This is a genomic window from Sediminibacillus dalangtanensis (assembly GCF_017792025.1).
Taxonomy (GTDB): Bacteria; Bacillota; Bacilli; order Bacillales; family Amphibacillaceae; genus Sediminibacillus; species Sediminibacillus dalangtanensis.
Window position 1 is genome coordinate 1,543,467 of sequence record NZ_CP046956.1, and the last position, 20,303, is coordinate 1,563,769.

20 protein-coding genes are annotated in these 20,303 nt (G+C 43.9%); 10 read left to right on the top strand and 10 right to left on the bottom strand.

Annotation, left to right across the window (positions count from 1 at the left end):
- The first annotated feature begins 200 nt into the window (after nucleotides 1-200).
- The 4 genes from ERJ70_RS07785 to ERJ70_RS07800 are packed head-to-tail and all read left to right on the top strand — an operon-like array spanning nucleotide 201 to nucleotide 3,473.
- Nucleotides 201-1,175 (top strand): ATP-binding cassette domain-containing protein, encoded by a 975-nt coding sequence (locus ERJ70_RS07785; protein ID WP_209368387.1) that lies wholly within the window; start codon nucleotides 201-203, stop codon nucleotides 1,173-1,175.
- Between the two features lies 1 nt (nucleotide 1,176).
- The gene (locus tag ERJ70_RS07790) at nucleotides 1,177-2,007 is read left to right on the top strand and encodes an ABC transporter permease (protein ID WP_209368389.1); all 831 of its coding nucleotides are present in this window, start codon (nucleotides 1,177-1,179) and stop codon (nucleotides 2,005-2,007) included.
- Nucleotides 2,008-2,056: 49 nt separating this feature from the next.
- Nucleotides 2,057-2,572 (top strand): NUDIX hydrolase, encoded by a 516-nt coding sequence (locus ERJ70_RS07795; RefSeq protein ID WP_245208148.1) that lies wholly within the window; start codon nucleotides 2,057-2,059, stop codon nucleotides 2,570-2,572.
- 55 nt (nucleotides 2,573-2,627) lie between these two features.
- A complete protein-coding gene (locus ERJ70_RS07800) occupies nucleotides 2,628-3,473 on the top strand; it encodes a dimethylarginine dimethylaminohydrolase family protein (protein ID WP_209368391.1) in 846 nt (281 codons plus the stop codon).
- 367 nt (nucleotides 3,474-3,840) lie between these two features.
- Here the strand turns inward: ERJ70_RS07800 and ERJ70_RS07805 are convergent, their stop codons facing one another.
- Nucleotides 3,841-4,122 (bottom strand): hypothetical protein, encoded by a 282-nt coding sequence (locus ERJ70_RS07805; protein WP_209368392.1) that lies wholly within the window; start codon nucleotides 4,120-4,122, stop codon nucleotides 3,841-3,843.
- Nucleotides 4,123-4,489: 367 nt separating this feature from the next.
- Here ERJ70_RS07805 and ERJ70_RS07810 point away from each other — a divergent pair, with 367 nt between their 5' ends.
- From ERJ70_RS07810 to ERJ70_RS07820, 3 genes are all read left to right on the top strand, one after another.
- The gene (locus ERJ70_RS07810; protein ID WP_209368393.1) at nucleotides 4,490-4,798 is read left to right on the top strand and encodes a hypothetical protein; all 309 of its coding nucleotides are present in this window, start codon (nucleotides 4,490-4,492) and stop codon (nucleotides 4,796-4,798) included.
- 83 nt (nucleotides 4,799-4,881) lie between these two features.
- Nucleotides 4,882-6,183, top strand: a complete 1,302-nt coding sequence (locus ERJ70_RS07815) for a cytochrome ubiquinol oxidase subunit I (protein WP_374099808.1) — start codon at nucleotides 4,882-4,884, stop codon at nucleotides 6,181-6,183.
- A 23-nt stretch (nucleotides 6,184-6,206) separates the two neighbouring features.
- A complete protein-coding gene (locus tag ERJ70_RS07820) occupies nucleotides 6,207-7,250 on the top strand; it encodes a cytochrome d ubiquinol oxidase subunit II (RefSeq protein ID WP_209368395.1) in 1,044 nt (347 codons plus the stop codon).
- A gap of 56 nt (nucleotides 7,251-7,306) precedes the next feature.
- On the opposite strand, the gene leuD is transcribed toward ERJ70_RS07820, so the two are convergent.
- From leuD to ilvE, 8 genes are all read right to left on the bottom strand, one after another.
- The gene (gene leuD / locus ERJ70_RS07825) at nucleotides 7,307-7,888 is read right to left on the bottom strand and encodes a 3-isopropylmalate dehydratase small subunit (protein ID WP_209368396.1); all 582 of its coding nucleotides are present in this window, start codon (nucleotides 7,886-7,888) and stop codon (nucleotides 7,307-7,309) included.
- A gap of 11 nt (nucleotides 7,889-7,899) precedes the next feature.
- Entirely contained in the window at nucleotides 7,900-9,324 is a 1,425-nt protein-coding gene (leuC, locus tag ERJ70_RS07830) for a 3-isopropylmalate dehydratase large subunit (RefSeq protein ID WP_209368397.1), read from the bottom strand.
- A 38-nt stretch (nucleotides 9,325-9,362) separates the two neighbouring features.
- Entirely contained in the window at nucleotides 9,363-10,469 is a 1,107-nt protein-coding gene (gene leuB, locus ERJ70_RS07835; RefSeq protein WP_209368399.1) for a 3-isopropylmalate dehydrogenase, read from the bottom strand.
- A gap of 62 nt (nucleotides 10,470-10,531) precedes the next feature.
- Nucleotides 10,532-12,076: a 2-isopropylmalate synthase gene (locus ERJ70_RS07840; protein WP_209368402.1), complete on the bottom strand. Its 1,545-nt coding sequence runs from the start codon at nucleotides 12,074-12,076 to the stop codon at nucleotides 10,532-10,534.
- A complete protein-coding gene (gene ilvC / locus ERJ70_RS07845; RefSeq protein ID WP_209368404.1) occupies nucleotides 12,063-13,097 on the bottom strand; it encodes a ketol-acid reductoisomerase in 1,035 nt (344 codons plus the stop codon). Before ilvC ends, ERJ70_RS07840 begins: the two co-directional genes overlap by 14 nt.
- Nucleotides 13,098-13,154: 57 nt before the next feature.
- Entirely contained in the window at nucleotides 13,155-13,679 is a 525-nt protein-coding gene (ilvN, locus tag ERJ70_RS07850) for an acetolactate synthase small subunit (RefSeq protein ID WP_209368406.1), read from the bottom strand.
- The gene (gene ilvB / locus ERJ70_RS07855) at nucleotides 13,676-15,397 is read right to left on the bottom strand and encodes an acetolactate synthase large subunit (RefSeq protein WP_209368407.1); all 1,722 of its coding nucleotides are present in this window, start codon (nucleotides 15,395-15,397) and stop codon (nucleotides 13,676-13,678) included. Before ilvB ends, ilvN begins: the two co-directional genes overlap by 4 nt.
- A 389-nt stretch (nucleotides 15,398-15,786) precedes the next feature.
- On the bottom strand, nucleotides 15,787-16,695 hold the full coding sequence (gene ilvE / locus ERJ70_RS07860; protein WP_209368409.1) for a branched-chain-amino-acid transaminase: 909 nt from the start codon (nucleotides 16,693-16,695) through the stop codon (nucleotides 15,787-15,789).
- A gap of 1,066 nt (nucleotides 16,696-17,761) precedes the next feature.
- Here ilvE and ERJ70_RS07865 point away from each other — a divergent pair.
- Nucleotides 17,762-17,962 carry a cold-shock protein gene (locus ERJ70_RS07865; protein ID WP_053219883.1) on the top strand — a complete coding sequence of 67 codons (201 nt, stop codon included), beginning with the start codon at nucleotides 17,762-17,764 and terminating at the stop codon, nucleotides 17,960-17,962.
- A gap of 83 nt (nucleotides 17,963-18,045) precedes the next feature.
- Entirely contained in the window at nucleotides 18,046-18,513 is a 468-nt protein-coding gene (locus tag ERJ70_RS07870; protein ID WP_209368411.1) for a DUF6884 domain-containing protein, read from the top strand.
- A 29-nt stretch (nucleotides 18,514-18,542) separates the two neighbouring features.
- Here the strand turns inward: ERJ70_RS07870 and ERJ70_RS07875 are convergent, their stop codons facing one another.
- Nucleotides 18,543-19,073: a GNAT family N-acetyltransferase gene (locus ERJ70_RS07875; RefSeq protein ID WP_209368413.1), complete on the bottom strand. Its 531-nt coding sequence runs from the start codon at nucleotides 19,071-19,073 to the stop codon at nucleotides 18,543-18,545.
- A gap of 365 nt (nucleotides 19,074-19,438) precedes the next feature.
- On the opposite strand from ERJ70_RS07875, the gene ERJ70_RS07880 reads away from it, so the two are divergent.
- The gene (locus ERJ70_RS07880; protein WP_209368415.1) at nucleotides 19,439-20,299 is read left to right on the top strand and encodes a manganese catalase; all 861 of its coding nucleotides are present in this window, start codon (nucleotides 19,439-19,441) and stop codon (nucleotides 20,297-20,299) included.
- The last annotated feature ends 4 nt before the right edge of the window (nucleotides 20,300-20,303 follow it).

Below are 20,303 nucleotides of genomic sequence, written 5' to 3' on the forward strand. Positions count from 1 at the left end.
TTTACCATCCTAATTCACTTATTGTTGGAGTGTTGTATTCTTATTATAATAAAAATTGTCGAAAAAATGGGGAATTTGTCATAACTTTTTTCAATTGAATTCTGTTATTTATGATACCATTGTTTACGTGCGAAATGTTCTTGTTCGAACTTGTTTTCTGGAAAGGACGATGGAAAATAACGGGTATTAGGGGGGACATGATGAAAAATATTGTGGAAGTAAAGGGACTTAAAAAAAGTTACAAGGATTTCCAGGCAGTGACAGGTGTCGATTTTGAAGTGGGTGAAGGCGAGATATTCGGTTTTCTCGGACCGAATGGCGCCGGAAAAAGCACTACGATTAACATGCTGTCGACAATCATCAAACCTTCTGGGGGAAAGGCAAGCATCAATGGATTTGATATAGTAGCAGACAAAAACAAGGTCCGATCAAGCATTGGCCTTATTTTTCAAGAATCAACGCTGGATGAAAAATTGACCGCCAACGAGAATCTAATGCTGCACTGTAAATTTTACGGTGTGCCGAAAGAAAAACGGGAAGAGAGAATAAAAGAAGTGTTAGAAATCGTCGACCTCGAAGATAAACGAGGAAATATTGTTGATACCTTTTCTGGGGGGATGAAACGCAGGCTGGAGATAGCCCGTGGCCTGTTGCATTATCCGAGGGTCCTGTTTCTCGATGAGCCGACCGTAGGATTAGACCCTCAGACTCGAAACCATATTTGGGAGTATATACTTCGACTGAAAGAAAAAGCGGGGATCACGATTTTTTTGACCACCCATTATATGGATGAGGCGGAGATATGCGACAGGGTTGCCGTCATGGATCATGGGAAATTAATCGCTCTTGATACCCCTGATCAGTTGAAAACCAATGTCGGCGGAGACATCATTGAAATCGAAACAGAAGACAACCAGGCAGCGAAGTCAGTACTCATGGAGAAATATGAAGTGGAAGTGAAGGAAGCAGGCGGATCCCTTACATTTCAGGTGGACAAAGGGAGCGAATTCCTTGTTCAATTTGTCAAAAACTTTGATATCCCTATAAAGACAGTCAATCTTAGGCGCCCGACTTTGAATGATGTATTTCTAGCGTTGACTGGAAGAGAAATACGAGAAGAGATGGTTTCCTCAAAAGAGAAAATGAAGACCAGTATGAGAAAGGGGCACGGATAGGATGGAAGCGATATATGCGATTTGGCAGCGCGACGTCCTGAAATTTTTTCGGGACCGAGCCAGGCTTATTGGTTCTTTTGCCATGCCTTTTATGTTTTTGATCCTTTTTGGAAGCGGTATGAGTGGTGCGATAGGCTCAATGATGGGTGGAGAAGCAGCCGCTGGACCGCTGCGTGACTTTGATTTCGTTGAATTCATGTTTCCGGGGATAATTGGCATGACTGTGTTCAATACGGCGATTTTTTCCGCACTGTCGGTTGTCCAGGATCGGGAATTCGGCTACTTACGCGAGATTTTGGTTTCACCGATGTCAAGGACGTCTATCGCAATTGGCAAGGTGCTTGGTGGAAGTACAGTTGCCTTATTCCAAGGGTTGATGATGCTCGTTTTTGTTCCGTTCATAGGGGTATCCATTACGATACCAATTATTATCCAATTAATTCCTGTCATGTTCTTAGTGGCTTTTGCCATTTCATCAATCGGTCTTTTGATTGCAACAAGCTTAAAAACTTCCCAAGGCTTTCAGATGGTCATTCAGGTCTTGATTTTTCCGATGCTGTTTTTGTCTGGAGCGCTTTTCCCTTTAAATGGAATGCCTGCATGGATGGATTTTTTGGTGAAAATAAATCCGTTAACGTATTCGGTTGATATGTTTAAAAAGATTATTCTTCAGCCGGAGGATTTAGCACCTGTTTTGCGAGAGGCAATGGGGCTGAACCTGTCTGTTTTCGGCCATGTTATTTCTTTTTCAGAAGAAATGGTTGTTGTCCTCATTCTCAGTATCCTGTTTGTTGTATTGGCCACTGTTCGATTCAATCGATCAGAAGCATAACTTTTACCAATCAAAAGTATAAACGCAGAATGAAAGGAAGGCAGGGGAAATGGTGGAGCATCAGTCTGTTAGAGAGGTTAGTGGGATGAAAATCATTACGAACAAATACGATAAAACGTATTTCAGCAAGAAGGATAACCAGTCAGTGGTTCTGCTGGCAAGAGACGGTGACTCATTGGTGCTAATCCGGCAGTATCGTGAACCAGTAAACGATTTTGTTGTCCAACTTCCAGGAGGAGGGGTAAATCCTGAAGAGGATTTAGATGCTGCAGTAAAACGTGAATTTGCGGAAGAAACCGGCTTAAACTGTGAGAAAGCAGTTTATGTAGGGAATATGTATGCAGCGTCATGGATTACGAATGAAGTAACGCACGTTTACTATAGCGAATCTATTAGTAGTGGAACGGGACAAAAATTGGAAGCCCATGAAAAAATTGATGTACTAAAAGTCCCGATTGAAGAGTGTATCGAGAAAATTAAGCAAAATATTTATAACGATACAGAGCTTTGTTTTGCGGTACTTCAAGCTTCGTTGCGGGGTTTTTTATCACCTGCTGAACAATAATTTGCCGCCCTGCAGGCCATAATAAACGGAAACGTTTATTATCGGAGGGTAGCGAATGGAAATCAAAAGTGCGTACACAAACTGTTATAGTGAATATGGGCGACTTAAAAGAGTGGTCTTATGCGAACCCCAATACATGACAATTCGAGATGTCATCAATGAAGTGCAAAAGAAATTTAAAAATGAAGGGATCCATATTGAAAAAGCAGTTCGACAGCATCGTCAGTTCGTGAGCAAGCTTCGTGAATTCGGAGTGGAAGTAGTATTGCTGCCCTATCATAAAAAATTCCCTGAACAGGTTTTCACCCGTGATATCGGTTTTACACTTGGGGAGACTATTTTTGTTGCGGAAATGGCCAGCAAGGTAAGGAAAGGGGAACAGGATCAGTTAAAACAATGGCTCGAGGATGAAACAATATCTTACTATAACTTTATCGGCAACCAGATAGAAGGTGGAGACGTCATGATTGACGGAGAAGTGATTTATGTAGGTCTCAGCAATCGGACAAACCGCCAGGCGGCTGAACATTTAAGTAAACTATTGACTAATTTCGAAGTCATTCCTGTTCCGTTTGTGGAAAAATACTTGCATCTCGATTGTGTGTTCAATGTGATTTCCCCCACAGAGGCGTTGTACTATCCCGAAGCTCTCGGCCAAAAAGAAATTAATTTGCTTGCGTCAAAATATGATTTAATCGAAGTAACAAAAGAAGAACAATTCAGGCTGGGAACAAATGTTTTAAATATCGGTGACAAGCAAATCTTCAGCCTTCCTGTAAACACACATGTAAATGAACAACTTCGTGCCAGAGGTTACCAGGTTATCGAAGTGGATATAAACGAAATCATCAAGTCTGGCGGATCTTTTCGATGTTGTACGTTGCCGTTGCTTAGGGAATGAAATTTCGCAAGGCAGGCGCCTGATTTAGGTAGACTGAAGCCGGTACTAATAGCAAAAGGTATGCTCCGAGTATCAAAAAACTTACGGGAGCATACCTTTTTTTGTGTATAGGAACTGATAAATTTAACTGCCTGTGGATCATCATTGGCTGAAACAGCAACCTCCAGCTCCAGCGCCTACCCCCCTCGAGGTCTTAAGCCCACCCTCTGTGTGGCAAAAAGCGCCACGCCGAGGCTGTTCTTAAGCTTGTCGGAGGCCCAATCGATGTGGGTCCTGCAGGCGTTGCCACAGGACGTGGCGGCTCTAGCTTGTACTCCTTTAAACAGGCGCTTGCGCTTTTGTCCGTATCCGTTAGTAGCATCTAATACTATTTATTAAAATCAATGTTTTCCACCACAATTTGTTCCGGATCCCAGCCTCTACTAGGATTTGTATCAATTAACTCAGCAGTCACCTGTTGCCCGACTTGAAATTCCTTTGGATTCTCCACCATGATGGGATTGCCATCAATATAAAGCAATTGTTCCTCATCATCAATCAACGTTATTTCTCCTTCTACATCGAACTTTTTGGCCTCATTATTTTGTTGACAGCCGGTTAACAGGACGACTGAAACCGCTAAAGCAATCATTAGGCGTATCTTATGCATGTTTTTTCTCTCCTGCTGCAGATTGTCGTTTTTACTTGTTACCCATCTGTTCAATGAGGTAAACCTGCAAAAGGATGACAAGAAGAGGTTTGCAATCGAGGGATTGATCAGAAGTGGAGTGTTTCAAGAGGAAACAGTCGATCTGAGTTTAAAAAGGGGAGGTAAACTCTGAATGCATATATTACTGGAACGATGTTTCCTCTTAATATATAGACGATTACATCTATATAATAGTTTCACTTTTTTCTTATTTTTACGTTGTTGAATAATAATGCATAGAGGCGGACAATTATGGGCAGATTACTAGCGACATTTTGTTTGAACATAAGACGGAAGCTTGTCAGCTTCCTGAAGGAGCGGCATATTTATGAAAACAAAAATTATATTCCTCTTCATTTTAATGGGAATCATGGGATCAACCCCCGTTTTTGCTTCGCCTGAGGAAGTGGAAGAATCAGCTGAAGAACATAACTGGGAACGGATGGATACAGAGTATGAAACAGTCCCAGTCGACACCCATACATATACTGTTTGGCGAAACTTTATCCGGCATACACGTCAATGCGATATTTCTCATTTAATTAAAACGGATGTCTGGTACTGTGACTTGCATCATCATACCCGAAGTTCTTCCACTATAGAGGAAATTATTCATAGTGAAAAGCATAGCCATTAATCTTTAGGCACAACGTGATGGCAAAATCTTGAGATGGAGAAAAAGGGGGGAACTTCGTGGATCATTTAGAAACAGCTAGAGCTATGTTTGGTACAACCATGGCTTTTCATATCATATTTGCTACCTTGGGCGTTGGCATTCCGCTCATGGTTTTGTTTTCTGAGCTCTTCTATCAAAAAACAAAGGATCGGGATTTTGCCGTGATGGCCAACCGCTGGACAAAAGGATTTGCTGTTCTGCTCGGAGTAGCGATACCTTCCGGGACAATTGCCGGTGTACAGCTATCTCTATTGTGGCCGGGATTTATGGAAGTGATTGGAGAGGTGATGGCTCTTCCCTTCCAAATTGAGATTTATGCCTTTTTTGTGGAAGCCTTATTCATGTCGATTTATGTATATGCCGCCGATCGAATATCTCCCTGGATGCGGATTGTCAGCTTATGCCTCGTAGCTTTGGGGGCAGTTGCTTCAGCTATTCTGATTACGAATGTTCATGCATTCGAAGGGACACCCGCCGGATTTCGCATAGAGAACGGCGAAATTGTTGATGTGGATCCTTGGGCGGCCTTCTTTAATCCTGCATTCTTTACTACTGCCGGACATGTGGTGGTATCGGCTTATACGACCGGAGGGTTTGTGATAGCTTCCATTGCTGCCTTCAAAATGATAAGACAGCCGGTAGGAAGCAGACTCCGCCGTTTTCACCAAAAGGCATTGCTGCTTGGATTGACTGTCGGAGGAATATTTTCTTTACTCACAGCACTTAACGGACATGAATCGGCACAGCTTTTACACGAATACCAGCCGGAAAAATTGGCCGCAGCCGAAGGACTATTCGAAACACAGGACTATGCTCCGCTTGCTATTGGGGGTTTTACTGACAGAGAAACAGAAGAAGTTAAATGGGCAATCGAGATTCCCTGGGCACTAAGTTTCCTGTCCGGTAATCGTTTCGACACCGTTGTAAAAGGATTGAATGATTTTCCCGAAGAGTGGTGGCCGCCATTGTATGTTCATACCTTGTTTAATGCGATGGTGGGAATTGGTTCGCTGTTGATCCTTATTGCAGCTAGCGGTCTTGGTTGGTATAAATTCATTAAAAAACGTCCATTTCCCAAGCCTTTGATGGTCTTATTCATTGCATCCGGACCTTTGGCCGTGCTAGCAATCGAATTTGGCTGGATATTCGCTTGTACTGGAAGACAGCCTTGGGTTATATACCGGATGATGACAACCGAAGATGCTGTAACGGGAGCGACACAGCTCGGAGTTCTCTTCCCACTGTTTGGTCTTGTCTATATTATTTTAGGTATTGCGGTAATTCTCGTTTTGCGTTTCTATTTTAAAAAGCATCCAGTTCAAGATGAAATTGATATGCAAGAGTAAATGGAAGAAGGAGAGGGTATCCCATGTCGGATGTATTGATTGCCATTACGGTCCTTTGGGGATTTATTTTTATCTATTCGGTTATGGCTACCATGGATTTCGGTGCCGGCTTTTGGTCGTTGGTTTATATTAACAAGGAAAAGACCAATGCAACCAACATAGCAAACCGCTACCTTTCCCCGACTTGGGAGGTTACCAACGTATTTATCGTAGCCATTGTGGTGGCTTTATTCAGCTTTTTTCCCGGAGCTACATTCACGCTGGGTACCGTTTTACTGATCCCGGGAAGTATCATCCTTCTGTTGTTGGCTGTACGTAGTGGATTCCTCGTGTTTTCCCACATCGCCGAAGAATACCGCAAACCTTTAACGTATATTTCAGGTGTGACGGGATTTTTGATCCCGGGTTTGCTGATTCTGGTTCTTCCGGTGACCCATGGGAATTATATTGAGGTCCGAAATGGGGTGGAGCAATTGCTTTTCGGAGAATTACTGACCAGTTATCACGCTTGGTCGTTTATCGGTTTTGCTATCAGCAGTACCTTGTTTCTATCATCCTTGCTGTTAGCCGACTTTTCCAATCACGCCGATGAACAAGAGGCGTACAAGATTTACCGTCGTGATGCGCTGCTGTTAGGCCCTGTTACGCTATTGATGGCTTTCCTGGTCATATTTACCATGCGCTATGAAGCTGTTTGGATGTATCAAGGAATGATGGAACACTTGCCGTTTTTGTTAGCATCGGTATTTGCGTTTCTGCTGGCAGGCTTGTTTCTTTATCTGCCGTTGGGCAAGCGGAAATTGGGGTGGCCCAGAATTGCCGTCATTGTCATTGTCCTTCAATATTTACTGGCAAGCTATGCGTATGGAAGGGCACATCTCCCTTATCTGGTTTATCCGACTATCACCATCGAGGATGGCTTTACCAATCCAAATGCTTTTCGTGCTTTGTTTGTTTCTTATATTTTCGGTTTCGCTATTTTATTTCCGGGGTTCATTTACTTCTGGAAACTGTTTATGAAAGATAAACGGTATGCGAAACAACAAAAGTCAGGTTACAGTAAATAACGACGGGGCACATCTACTCAAATATCATAGACAGCCCCGCTTGATTTTCTATTTCCTTAATGTGATGCTTCATAATCGGCAATGGCCTGTTCGAGGGTAAGGGTAACAGCGATTTCATCCCAGCCGTTAAGCAGCATTTGCTTCTGATACGCCGGAAGGTCAAATTCCGCTAGAAAGCCTTGACCGTCGGTGACCTGCTGTTCGTGTAAATCTACTGTTATCCGGTATTGCCTGGTTTCGGCCTTTTGTATCAACACTTCTGTTTCGAGTTCGTTTAAATGTATGGGGAGAATTCCGTTTTTTGTACAGTTATTATAAAAAATATCGGCAAAACTCGGAGCGATGATCACTTTAAATCCATAATCCTGCAAAGCCCATGGTGCATGCTCCCTTGAAGACCCACACCCAAAATTTTCACCTGCTACCAAAATGGAAGCCCCACTGTATTTTTTATTATTCAGGGTGAAGTCAGGTTTTTCTGTCCCATCTTCGTCGAAACGCCAGTTATAAAATAAAAACTTACCAAACCCTTGTCGTTCTATTCTTTTGAGAAATTGTTTCGGAATGATTTGATCGGTATCAATGTTGGCTCTGTTCAATGGATAAACTAGTCCTTCATGCTTTTTTAACGGTTCCATTTTTTCACCCCTCACGATTGCAATGTTGCTTCGGTAAATTTTCGAACGTCGACAAAGTGACCTTCAATCGCAGCCGCTGCAGCCATTTCAGGACTGACAAGGTGTGTCCGTGCTCCGTTACCCTGCCGGCCTTCGAAGTTGCGGTTGGAGGTAGAAGCACAGCGTTCTCCGGGTGGTACAATATCATCATTCATGGCAAGACACATGCTACACCCTGCGTCGCGCCACTCAAATCCTGCCTGGGTAAAAATAACATCCAACCCTTCCGCTTCGGCAGCTGCTTTTACACTGAATGAGCCAGGAACAACAATAGCTTGCACTTGTCGGTGAACCTTCTTTCCCCTTATTACATTCGCAGCTCTTCGCAAGTCGCTTAACCTAGAATTGGTGCAGGAGCCGATAAATACGTGCTCTATTGGAACAGCATCCATCCGTTGTCCCGGATTTAGTCCCATATATGTCAATGCGCGTTCGATTTCTTCTTTTTTGCTAGCTGTCTCCGCATGGGCAGGGTCGGGGACGGTGGCACTTACAGGTATACACATACCTGGGTTCGTTCCCCAGGAAACCTGTGGTTCGATTTCCTCCGCATCGATGACGACGGTGGCATCGTAGATAGCTCCATGATCGGTTGCCAGTGCTTTCCACTCCCTTGAGATTGCTTCATATTCTTCCTGCTGCTGGGGTACATGGCGCCGTCCCCGTAAATACTCGACCGTTGTATCATCTGGACTGATCAAACCTGCCCGAGCACCTGCTTCAATGGACATGTTACATATTGTCATGCGTTCTTCCATTGTCAGGTCGCGGATCGCTTCTCCGGTATATTCGATGACATATCCAGTACCAAAGCGTACACCGAATTTGGCGATGATTGCCAATATCAAGTCCTTGGATGTGACTCCTTTGCCAAGTTTGCCATTTACCTGGACATTCAGGCTTTTTGGTGGCGCTTGCCAAAGTGTTTGCGTTGCCAGGACATGCTCGACTTCACTGGTGCCGATCCCAAAGGCCAATGCACCGAACGCCCCATGTGTTGAGGTGTGACTATCGCCGCAGACAATTGTTTTTCCAGGCTGTGTCAAACCTAGTTCTGGTCCGATAACATGGACGATACCCTGATCGGGATGGTCGATATCCGCGAGGGAAATACCGAACTGTCTACAATTTTCTTTCAAGGTTTCCATTTGTTTTTTGGAAATAGCATCTTTGATAATATTCCGGTGTTTTGTGGGAACATTATGGTCCATTGTCGCATAGGTAAGCTCTGGTCTGCGCACGCTCCGATTTTTCATTCGCAGTCCTTCGAAAGCTTGGGGAGAGGTGACCTCATGAACCAAGTGTAAGTCAATATAGAGTAAGTCAGGTTTATCCTGCTCCTGATGAACGACATGCCGTTCCCAAATCTTCTCAATAATCGTTTTTGGTTTGCTCATTTTATCAACTCCCTGCAATCAATATTTTTGTCCATTGATTATGCATAACAATTTAGGATACTGACGGTAGCGCTTTGTGATTTTATCAATTCCACAATCATTTCCGTCATTTGTTCCGTACCGACCTGGTGGCCGTTTTCTATTTGTAAATCGGCAGTATGGTAGCCATCATCGAGTACTGCCTGGACTGCTGTTTCAATCAAACGGGCTTCCTTTTCCAGTTGGAATGAATGCCTCAGCATCAGTGCAGTCGACAAAATCATCGCTAAAGGATTGGCTATCCCTTTACCGGCAATATCGGGGGCTGAACCATGGACCGGCTCATAAAGGCCGACACCGGCTTGATTCAATGAGGCCGAAGGAAGCATTCCCAGCGAACCGGTTAAGACGGATGCTTCATCACTTAAAATGTCGCCAAACATATTTTCCGTTACAATCACATCGAAAGATTTCGGGTTTGTAACGAGCTTCATTGCTGCGGCATCGACAAGCATGTGCTCGACCGTTACGTCTGGATATTGTGCTTGTTTTTCCTCAACTGTTTCCCTCCAAAGTTTGCTTGATTCCAAAACGTTTGCTTTATCAACAGAAGTGAGATGCCCTTTACGGAGCTGGGCGCTTTGAAAAGCTTTATCGACAATTTGTTCGATTTCTTTTTTTGTATAAGTGAGTGTGTCAACAACCGATTGCCCATCAACACTGCGCTCGCTAGGTGTACCGAAATATAAACCACCAATAAGTTCTCTTACGATCAGCAAATCGCTGCCACTGACTACTGCCTCCTTGAGCGGTGATGCATGCAATAGGTTGGGAAAAGCTTTTACCGGACGGAGATTCGCGAACAGATTGAGTGCTTTTCGAATACCCAAAAGTCCTTTCTCAGGGCGAAGATGGGAGGGGAGACGATCCCATTCTGGTCCACCAACTGCCCCAAGCAACACGGCATCTGCCTGTTTGCAGGCAGTTACCGTAGACTCCGGAAGGGGGATGCCGTGTAAATCAATTGCACACCCTCCAATGTCCTGTGTTTCAAATGTAAAGCTATGATCAAATTCTGCTGCAACAGCCTCCAGAACATCTTTGGCGGATTGGATGACCTCTTTGCCAATTCCGTCCCCAGGGAGCAGGACAATATGCTTTTTCATTGTGGGACCTCCTTTTCAAAATTGTCTTGAAAATACCAATTGTTTCATCATCCTGCATTTGCCTAAAGTGGTGCTGTCTCCTGCACAGTCGTATTTTTATTAAGAAAGACACGATTGATGGCATTTAAAAATGCATGCGCGGCTGCTTCCAAAACATCCTGGGCAGAACCACGTCCGCTTACGGTCGTATCATTGACAGTCATATTGACGTGGACTTCAGCCAAAGCGTCCCGGCCTTTTCCTATCGAACTTAAATGAAAATCGGTCAGATGGATGTTTTCTTCGACTAAAGCCTCGATTGTATTGTAGAGAGCCTCGACACTTCCTTGGCCGGTCCTGGCCGTTTCCACTCTGGATCCATTCGGCGTAGTAAGGGCCACCGTTGCCGTCGGCATATTGGAAGAACCATATTGCACTTGGAAGGCTTGCAGACTGTATTTTTTCCAGTCGTCTATATTTGTCTGAACATCGATTAAAATCGTGAAAAGGTCGTCGTCGGTCACTTCCTTCTTGCGGTCAGTAAGTTGCTTGAACGCTTGGAACGCTTCACTGACTTTTTCATCGGAGAGCCTGTAGCCAAGCTGTTCAATCTTATCTTTAAAAGCATGTCGGCCAGAATGTTTTCCTAATACCAGGTTGTTTGACTGAACACCAACAAGTTCTGGCGTGATGATTTCATAGGTCGATGCATTTTTTAATACCCCATCCTGATGAATGCCGGATTCATGGGCAAAAGCATTACGACCAACGACGGCTTTATTGGCTGGTACTGCCATTCCGGTAAACTTGCTGACAAGATCACTTGTACGCTTAATTTCTTTTAAGCGCAAATTGGTTTGGTATGGATATTTGTCTTGACGAATGTTCAAAGCCACAGCGAATTCCTCTAGTGCTGCATTCCCGGCCCGTTCACCAATTCCGTTGATTGTTCCTTCAATTTGAGTAGCGCCGTTTTCTACAGCTGCGAGTGAATTTGCCACTGCCATACCTAGATCGTCATGACAATGAGCGGATAGTGTTACTTGATCGATGTTCGGTACGTTTTTTCTCATGTAATGGAATAAAGCGCCATATTCTTCAGGAGTCGTGTAACCTACTGTATCAGGTAAGTTGACCACAGTTGCTCCTGCCTCGATCACTTTTTCAATAATGGTTGCGAGGAAATCCCGGTCGGATCGTGTGGCGTCCTCTGCAGACCATTCGACATGAGGAAATTTCTGTTTTGCAAAAGTTACCATCTCGACCGCTGTTTGGATCACTTCTTCCGGCGTTTTTTTCAACTTATGCGTCATATGAATGGGGGAGGTGGCCAAAAAGATATGCAGCCGTGGTTCATCCGCGTCTTTCAATGCCTCCCAGGCAATATCGATATCCGTCTTTTTTGCTCTAGCCAACCCGGTTACCGATGCGTTTTTGATCGTACGTGCGATGTTCCTCACAGCTTCAAAGTCGCCTTTGGAGGAAGCGGGGAATCCCGCTTCCATAATATCCACGCCAAATCGTTCCAATTGTTTTGCGATTTCCAGCTTTTCCAATTGGTTTAAGTTGACCCCGGGGGATTGTTCGCCATCCCGCAGGGTCGTGTCGAAGATTTTAATTGGACCCATGTGTGACCACTTCTTTCTTTTTGGAGTTCAGCGGCTGTTTCACAAACGGCATTAACTCACGAAGCTCACGTCCTACCTTTTCAATGGAATGATTGTTTTCCTTGACATTGATTGCGTTAAACTGCGGGCGGTTTGCCTGGTTTTCCAGAATCCATCCTTTGGCAAATGCGCCTGTTTGAATGTCGGAAAGTACTTCCTTCATCCGGGCCTTGGTATCTTCGTTTACCACTCTGGGGCCTGAAACGAAGTCTCCCCACTGAGCTGTATCGGAAATCGAGTAGCGCATATTCTCCAATCCGCCTTCGTACATCAGATCCACGATCAGCTTTAATTCATGCATACACTCAAAGTAAGCCACTTCCGGCTGGTATCCTGCTTCCGTCAAGGTTTCAAAACCAGCTTTCACGAGACTGGTAAGACCTCCGCAAAGCACGGCCTGTTCTCCAAACAAATCTGTTTCTGTTTCTTCCTGGAAGGATGTTTGCAAAATTCCGGCCCGACCGGCACCGATTCCTTTTGCATAAGCCAATGCAGTTTGTTCTGCTTCTCCAGTGGCATCCTGGAAAATACCGAACAACGCTGGTACGCCGGCACCTTCTTGGAAGGTCCTGCGTACAAGATGACCTGGCCCTTTAGGTGCAACCAGAAAAACATCAACGTCCGCAGGCGGGACCACTTGGTTGAAGTGGATATTAAAACCATGGGCAAATGCCAACGCATTGCCGGGAGATAGATTTGGTTTGATACTTTTTTCGTAAACGTTCGGCTGGAGTTCATCCGGAAGTAAAATCATCACCACGTCTGCCTGGGCTGTGGCCTCTGCAACGGACTGAACAGCCAGGCCATCTTCGACTGCTTTATCCCACGATTTTCCTTTTCTAAGCCCAACTACGACATCAAAACCGCTTTCCCTTAAATTCAAGGCATGTGCGTGGCCTTGGGATCCATACCCGATAATGGCAATTTTCTTTGCTCTTAAACTTTCTTCATGAATATCATTGTGATAGAGTACTTTTGTCATTTGTAGACATCCTTTCATTTCCGTATTTGTTTTATAAAAATTGGCTTCTGCCAACGTTTATCTATTTAGTAAAGAGTAGGAGGGGAGTTCCGTCGATTGCGGCTGGTGTCCCCGTAAAAAAGCAGTCATTCCTGTCCGCGCCAATTCTTTGATTCCATAGGGGCGGAGTAGTTCAATCAAAGCTTCGATTTTTTCTGGCTTGCCAGTAACCTGAATGGACAAGCTGTCTTTGGAAACATCGATGATTGAAGCGCGGAATGGCTCGATAATCCCTTGAAGTTCATTACGCAGCTGGCCGGCGGAGACTACTTTTATCAGGGCCAGCTCACGGGAAACAATTGCTTTATCTGTTATATCGGTGACTTTCAGTACATCGATTTGTTTGTTCAGCTGTTTCGTGAGTTGCTCCAATTTTTGATTATCTTCCACTTCTACCACTAAGGTCATTTTTGAAATACTGTCTGTTTCTGTTCTTCCGACGGAAATACTTTCAATATTAAACTGGCGCTTTTGCAATAAACCGGTAATCCGGTTAAGTACGCCGCTGCGGTTTTGTACGGTTGCGGTTATGATTCGTCTCATGGTTTCACCCCAATCATCTGATGAAGTCCTTTGCCTGGCGCTATCATCGGATAGACATTCTCTTGCCGGAGTACACGGCAATCCAGGACGACAGGTCCGTTGTATGAAAAGACCTCCGGAAGCAAATCAATGAATTCTTCCTGGGTATCAATCCGGTAACCCCGGATACCGTAACTGTCGGCCAGTTTCACAAAGTCCGGTTGTATTTGCAGCAGTGATTCCGAATAACGCTCTTCATAAAAGGTTTCCTGCCATTGCCTTACCATCCCGAGAGCGCCATTGTTTACAATGATTACTTTTACAGGTAACTGCCGTTCTTGTAGAACGGAGAGCTCCTGGAGAGTCATTTGAAATCCGCCATCCCCCACAAAGGCGATGACTGTTTCTTCCGGCTTTGCCAGCTGGGCACCGATTGCTGCGGGAAATCCGAATCCCATTGTTCCCAATCCACCCGAGGTCACCCACCTGTCAGGTTCTTCAAAGGCGTAATATTGTGCGGCCCACATTTGATGCTGCCCGACATCTGTCGTCACAATGGCATTGCCATTGGTAACGTTGTGAACAGCCTCAATCAACCATTGCGGAACCATTTCTTTTGCCGGGTTTTTATACCAAAGCGGATTTTCTTTTTGATAATCCGTAAGGTGCTGAAGCCAATCATCATGATTCGAGGTGGATTCAGCATGATAAAATAGCGATTGTAATGCAGCTTTCGAATCAGAAACGACTGGTATATGGGTTGTTACGTTTTTGCCTATTTCAGCCGGGTCTATATCGATGTGCGCAACGGTTGCCGTTGGGGCAAAATGTTCCAAATTCCCAGTCAAACGATCATCAAAACGGGCACCGATGTTAATCAGTAAATCGCATTCATAAAGCGCTCTGTTTGCTGTGAACGTACCATGCATCCCTGCCATTCCTAAAGCAAGTGGATGGCTGCCCGGAAAACTACCAAGACCAAGCAGGGTAGTGACGACGGGGAGAGAATGCTTTTCGGCAAATTTTCGCAACTCATCTGATGCATTGCCGAACATGACGCCGGCGCCTGCCAAAATAACGGGCCTCTCGGCAGTTTCCAAAGCATTTGCCAGTTTTTTTAACTGCAAGGGATTCGGCTTGATGTTCGGTTGGTAACCTGGCAAGTGAAAATCATCATCGTATTCATCTTCACAAGAATTAGCAGATATATCTTTTGGAATATCGACTACCACAGGACCAGGTCTTCCTGTACTGGCGATATGGAATGCTTCCCTCACAATCCTAGGCAGGTCACTGACATGTTGAACTTGATAGTTATGTTTGGTAATGGGCGTTGTAATTCCCATGACGTCTGCCTCCTGAAATGCATCTGTTCCGATTACGCCTCGGGCCACTTGTCCTGTGAAAACGACAAGGGGTAAGGAATCAATCATAGCGTCAGCAATGCCGGTAACAAGATTTGTCGCACCTGGGCCGGACGTTGCGATGACAACCCCTGGTTTCCCCGATACACGGGCATATCCTTCGGCAGCATGGATAGCACCTTGTTCGTGCCGGGTGAGTATATGGGTGAACGATTCTCTCGCTCTGTAAAGGGCATCATAGATCGGAAGAACAGCTCCTCCCGGATAACCGAATAAGATATCCACTTTTTCTTTAATCAGTGATTCAACAAGCAAATCTGCTCCTGTTTTTGTTTCGATACGGGGTGCAGCCCCCGGCTTTGTTTGTACCTTCACCTGGTAATCCCTCCTATATAGTTTGAATTTTGGGAACTTTGAAAATAAAGAATCGTTAAAAAAAGACTTTTTCTTCCGCTGACAGACTGCGTATGTGCAGAATATCAGGGGAGAAAAAGTCTTTTTCACGGTACCACCCTGTTTCACAGCCTTCTCGCGAAGACCGCCTCGGGAAGCATTGAACATTAATTCATTGCTTCATTGGTAACAGGCAGTTTGGATTCTGCCTGATCAAGCCTACTAAGTAAACCGTTCAGCCCGACACTCAGGGACGATGTCAGAATAAGGTGTATTTCCGGGCTTCCAGCAACCCCGGCTCTCTGTGAATACAGTTTCTTATTCCTTTGTTCCCGTCATTGATTTTAAAATTTTATTGTAGGCAGTGTGTCCTAACTGACTACTGCTTTATTGTTTAAATCAGGGTAACACTTGACGCCGTCATTGGTGACTACCTTCCGGAATTCTTTTAGTAACTGATTGGTTATTTTTCCTGGCCTGCCGTCATCGATTTTCCTGCCATCCACTTCAACGACAGCAATGACTTCCACCGCGGTACCAGTCAAAAATACTTCATCTGCTACATAGACATCATGTCTGGTGAAAGGTGTTTCCTTGACTGTGTATCCAGTTTCCTTCGCCAAATCAATGATGGCATTGCGAGTAATTCCTTCTAATGCTCCAAGATAGACAGGAGGGGTGAAGATGGTTCCATTTTTGACGACAAAAACATTATCTGCGGAACCTTCTGTCACATAGCCCTGATCGTTAAGCATAAGCGCTTCATCGACACCTGCCTGGTTCGCTTCCAGCTTCACAAGAATATTGTTTAAATAATTTAATGATTTAATTTGGGGGCTAAGGACATCCGGCCGGTTCCTACGGCTGGCGACTGAGCCGACTCGAAGGCCGCGCTCATAGAGTTCTTTTGGAAAAAGAGCGAGAGCTTCCGCGATAACTACCAGCCGCGGTTGTGAGCAGTTTGATGGATCTAAGCCCAGATTGCCGGAACCCCGAGATACAACCACACGGATATAAGCATCTTCCAGCTGATTTTTACGGATGGTTTCAACAATAATCTGTGTCAGCTCCTCCTTGGTGTATGGTACTTCCAACAGGATGGAACGGGCAGATTCATAAAGCCTTTGTAGATGCTCCTCAAGTTTGAATATATTCCCGTCGTAAGTCCGGATTCCTTCAAATACCCCGTCTCCATATAGAAATCCATGGTCATAGACGGAAACAACCGCTTCTTCTTTTTTTACGAATTCGCCACTTAGAAATATCCATTGACTACTCATACTCAACCACTCCTTTCTTGTCAAAATGTTAAATTAAGTTATCCTATTTCGTTTTGCCGAAAGGGGGTGGACCGCTGTCCTTGTCATTTAAAAAAAAGTATCTCAACCCCGGCAGTGAAAAGTTTTTGTTTGCTTTATTTCCATTCGTAATTGTTAGGATTGACGACAATAATACAACCATTTACAGGGGAGGTCAACAGGTAAAACAGAAGTTTTCTGATAGTTTAGATAAATCAGAAAACTAGTAAGCGCTTACAATGCTTGTTTGTCAATAAATCTTACAAACATAATTTTTTTCTGAATTTTTTGTGTAGTACTGTCCCATCTGTGTGACAAGCTATGTTGAGTGTGAATATAGAGAAAGGGGAGAAGAAAAATTAGCCATACCTTATACATGAAAAAATGAAAAGGACTTACTCCTAATTAGGACAGACCTTCAGGAGGGTGTAAGTCTTGAATTAGCCAGACAAGGTGATTCGCCAGGCTGCTGCCGTTATTTGATGATCGAATCTGTAATAACAGTTGCAACTATGCCATTGTTTTAGTGCTTCTCGTTTGTTGATGAGCCATCGTAGGTGTCTTTCTTTTTGTTATAAGGAATGTTCCGTTGTTTTATCAAAATAGACTTGACGTTATGACGGTCGCACCCATTTATTTTGGTTAACTTCTAACCTTTAGCAGGCGTTATCAAGATTGCCCTATCGGCAGATGGTATCTCGTTAATTTTCTTCTGTTAGAATTGATTTTTTATCTGAACTAGTAAGCAGAAATCTTATGAATGGTTTTGTACAGTTGAGTTGAATCGATCGTTTATTTCCAATTAATCACTTATTCCACTTATGGACAAATCTTAAAACGAACAAATATTTTGTCGAATGAAAGCGTCAAAAAAAATTGCCAAAGATAGTTAAAAGACTTGGAAATGTCTAACGGATTTGTTATTATAATATTAGCTATTTTGTTCGTGACCGCTTCAAGTAATTGAAACGCCAACATTTTTTGTTGAGGTAAGAGCAAGAATAGTAATACATGTGTGTGGAAGATCCACACAAGGAGGAAATGTTTCATGGCACAAGGAAAAGTAAAATGGTTTAACGCAGACAAAGGTTTCGGTTTTATCGAAGTAGAAGGACAAGACGATGTATTCGTTCATTTCTCTGCTATTCAAGAAGAAGGTTTCAAAACACTTGAAGAAGGTCAAGAAGTGACTTTTGATGTTGAAGAAGGAAACCGTGGACCACAAGCAGCTAACGTTGTAAAAAACTAAATTAGCTGATGATAAAAAAGGCAAACCTTATGGTTTGCCTTTTTTGATTTGGTCAGCAGGAAGATGAAGGAGGAAAAAAGTAAATGGAACCGTTATGTATTATACCTTGCGGAAAGAAAAAAATTTGGGATAAACAGGCAGATGTCGGTCCTGTTGCGGCACGAGAAGCATATATCGGTACATTCCACCGTTTGTGTGAAACGTACGCAGATCATTTTAAATTGGATTGGGTTGTTTTGTCTGCGAAACACGGGTTCCTGCTTCCGAAGGATATCGTACCGGAAAATTATGATCTTACATTCAATCAGAAAAGTGACCAAATCGTTACAGGGGACTTCTTGGCAAACCAGGTAAAAAACAAGCGCCTTGATATTTTTTCTCGAATTATCGTCCTTACTGGAAGAAAGTACAAGCCGTTTATTTCTGCTGCTTTTTCTTCAACGAATCCAGAGATAGCTTATCCGCTGGAAGGCTGCAAAGGAATTGGGCAAATGCAGCAGCGATTAAAAACGGCAGTGGCTAATGATACACCAATTCATCCGGGATACTGACGATTAAGCGATACTTGCAACGAATGGATTTAATTTATTTTTCCATCCCATTCCCTCTTGAGTATACTCATTTCATAATAGCTCCAAAATTCGTCCTTAACTTTCCGGACTTCTCTGATCAATCCCTCGTTTGTGAATCCCGCTTTCTCATATGCCTTGATAGCAGGAGTATTGAAGTCAAACACACCAAGACTTACCCTGTTCAAACCAAGATTTAGAAATGCAAACTCTAAAATTTGTTCCAACATCCTTCCGGCAACCTTCTTTCCTCTGGCCTGTTCGGTTACCATCACTTTTCCGATTCTGCCTGTCATATGGCCGTAATCAATCCGGCCGATTGAGATATGCCCCACTATCTGGCCGCTGTTGGTGTCGACGGCCTTAAAAGCATACGTATCAGCCCCATCCTGGTTGGCAGACTTGATATATGTTGACAACTGTCCGCGGGTCAGTGGGTAAGTGAAAGCTGGACCACTCCATTGCATCGTCAATTCTGGAGAGGTTATCCAGCTGATCAACAAATCAAAATCGTCTTCAGTGAAATATTCCAGTTTTATCATTTTTTCCTCCTATCTACTAAACTCATTGTAATACAGATTGTTATTTTTTGAAGGTGGTTTAAGCGTACAAGAAATAGAAATGGCTGCGATATAACATTTGATTTGTTTAAAAGAAGATAAGAGTGCTAGTCTTCGACGCAGGAGCACCCCAGTCTTTCTCCGGGAGCCATTAAGCTTTCTCACAGTTTCATCATCTACGGTGATTATATAGTAATAAGTCTTGTGAAAAGTATTCATGATGAATATGTTTTTCGCTGCCAATGAAAAAAAACTCCGCTTACCCTTCACCTTTTTATTGCGTGATGAATACCTAATAAAGGAGGGGCAATAACCCAACAAAACTTATCATTAAGGAAGTGGATAAATTGTTCTATCACGTAAGCGAACTGCAGTACCGTTCTAAGCCTGACTGTCCGGATCCCGTTTATGCGAAAAAACTGCAAGAAGTTTTAGGTGGGCAGTTTGGTGAAATTTCCGTGGCTTTGCAATATTTATTCCAAGGTTGGAACACCAGGGGAGACGGTAAGTACCGGGATCTATTAATGGATACCGGTACCGAGGAACTGGCACATATTGAAATGTTGGCCACCATGATAGCTAGACTTCTGGATGGGGCTCCTGATGTGGAACTGGATGAAGCTGTTCAGAATCCAGTTGTTGCTGCCATACTTGGAGGAACAAACCCGCAGCATGCAATCGTATCGGGTCTTGGAGCAATGCCTGCAGACAGTGTAGGTAATCGCTGGACGGCAGATTATATCATTGCCAGCGGCAATCTGCTGGCCGATTTTCGCGCCAATTTAAACGCAGAATCCCAAGGGAGACTTCAAGTTTGCCGTTTATATGAAATGACGGATGACCGAGGGGTGAAAGACATGCTATCCTGGTTGATTGCAAGGGATACTATGCATCAAAATCAATGGCTTGCTGCCATAAGAGAGCTGGAGTCGAAAGAAAATATCGTTGTGCCTAGTACGTTCCCTCGTAATCTTGAAAAGCAGGAAGTAGCTTATACCCTGTTTAATCTCTCTAACGGAAACGCCAGCGCTGAAGGACGATGGGCGCATGGACCTAGCATGGACGGGTGCGGTATGTTCAATTACGTAGAACACCCAGTACCTTTTGGTAAAAAACCAAAACTTCCACCAGCACCGCCATATATTTACGATACGCCATTGTTCGCCATGCGCAATTCAGATGATTACCCGGATCCAAACATGAAATAATGGA

What these genes read in the sequence shown, in the direction of transcription:
- ERJ70_RS07865 (WP_053219883.1), top strand. Translation starts at nt 17,762, where the DNA reads ATGGCACAAGGAAAAGTAAAATGGTTTAACGCAGACAAAGGTTTCGGT.
- ERJ70_RS07805 (WP_209368392.1), bottom strand. Translation starts at nt 4,122, where the DNA reads ATGCATAAGATACGCCTAATGATTGCTTTAGCGGTTTCAGTCGTCCTG.
- ilvE (WP_209368409.1), bottom strand. Translation starts at nt 16,695, where the DNA reads ATGAGTAGTCAATGGATATTTCTAAGTGGCGAATTCGTAAAAAAAGAA.
- ERJ70_RS07875 (WP_209368413.1), bottom strand. Translation starts at nt 19,073, where the DNA reads ATGATAAAACTGGAATATTTCACTGAAGACGATTTTGATTTGTTGATC.
- ERJ70_RS07870 (WP_209368411.1), top strand. Translation starts at nt 18,046, where the DNA reads ATGGAACCGTTATGTATTATACCTTGCGGAAAGAAAAAAATTTGGGAT.
- ERJ70_RS07800 (WP_209368391.1), top strand. Translation starts at nt 2,628, where the DNA reads ATGGAAATCAAAAGTGCGTACACAAACTGTTATAGTGAATATGGGCGA.
- ERJ70_RS07810 (WP_209368393.1), top strand. Translation starts at nt 4,490, where the DNA reads ATGAAAACAAAAATTATATTCCTCTTCATTTTAATGGGAATCATGGGA.
- ERJ70_RS07840 (WP_209368402.1), bottom strand. Translation starts at nt 12,076, where the DNA reads ATGGGTCCAATTAAAATCTTCGACACGACCCTGCGGGATGGCGAACAA.
- ilvN (WP_209368406.1), bottom strand. Translation starts at nt 13,679, where the DNA reads ATGAGACGAATCATAACCGCAACCGTACAAAACCGCAGCGGCGTACTT.
- leuC (WP_209368397.1), bottom strand. Translation starts at nt 9,324, where the DNA reads ATGAGCAAACCAAAAACGATTATTGAGAAGATTTGGGAACGGCATGTC.
- ERJ70_RS07815 (WP_374099808.1), top strand. Translation starts at nt 4,882, where the DNA reads ATGTTTGGTACAACCATGGCTTTTCATATCATATTTGCTACCTTGGGC.
- ERJ70_RS07795 (WP_245208148.1), top strand. Translation starts at nt 2,057, where the DNA reads ATGGTGGAGCATCAGTCTGTTAGAGAGGTTAGTGGGATGAAAATCATT.
- ERJ70_RS07820 (WP_209368395.1), top strand. Translation starts at nt 6,207, where the DNA reads ATGTCGGATGTATTGATTGCCATTACGGTCCTTTGGGGATTTATTTTT.
- ERJ70_RS07790 (WP_209368389.1), top strand. Translation starts at nt 1,177, where the DNA reads ATGGAAGCGATATATGCGATTTGGCAGCGCGACGTCCTGAAATTTTTT.
- ERJ70_RS07785 (WP_209368387.1), top strand. Translation starts at nt 201, where the DNA reads ATGAAAAATATTGTGGAAGTAAAGGGACTTAAAAAAAGTTACAAGGAT.
- leuB (WP_209368399.1), bottom strand. Translation starts at nt 10,469, where the DNA reads ATGAAAAAGCATATTGTCCTGCTCCCTGGGGACGGAATTGGCAAAGAG.
- ilvC (WP_209368404.1), bottom strand. Translation starts at nt 13,097, where the DNA reads ATGACAAAAGTACTCTATCACAATGATATTCATGAAGAAAGTTTAAGA.
- leuD (WP_209368396.1), bottom strand. Translation starts at nt 7,888, where the DNA reads ATGGAACCGTTAAAAAAGCATGAAGGACTAGTTTATCCATTGAACAGA.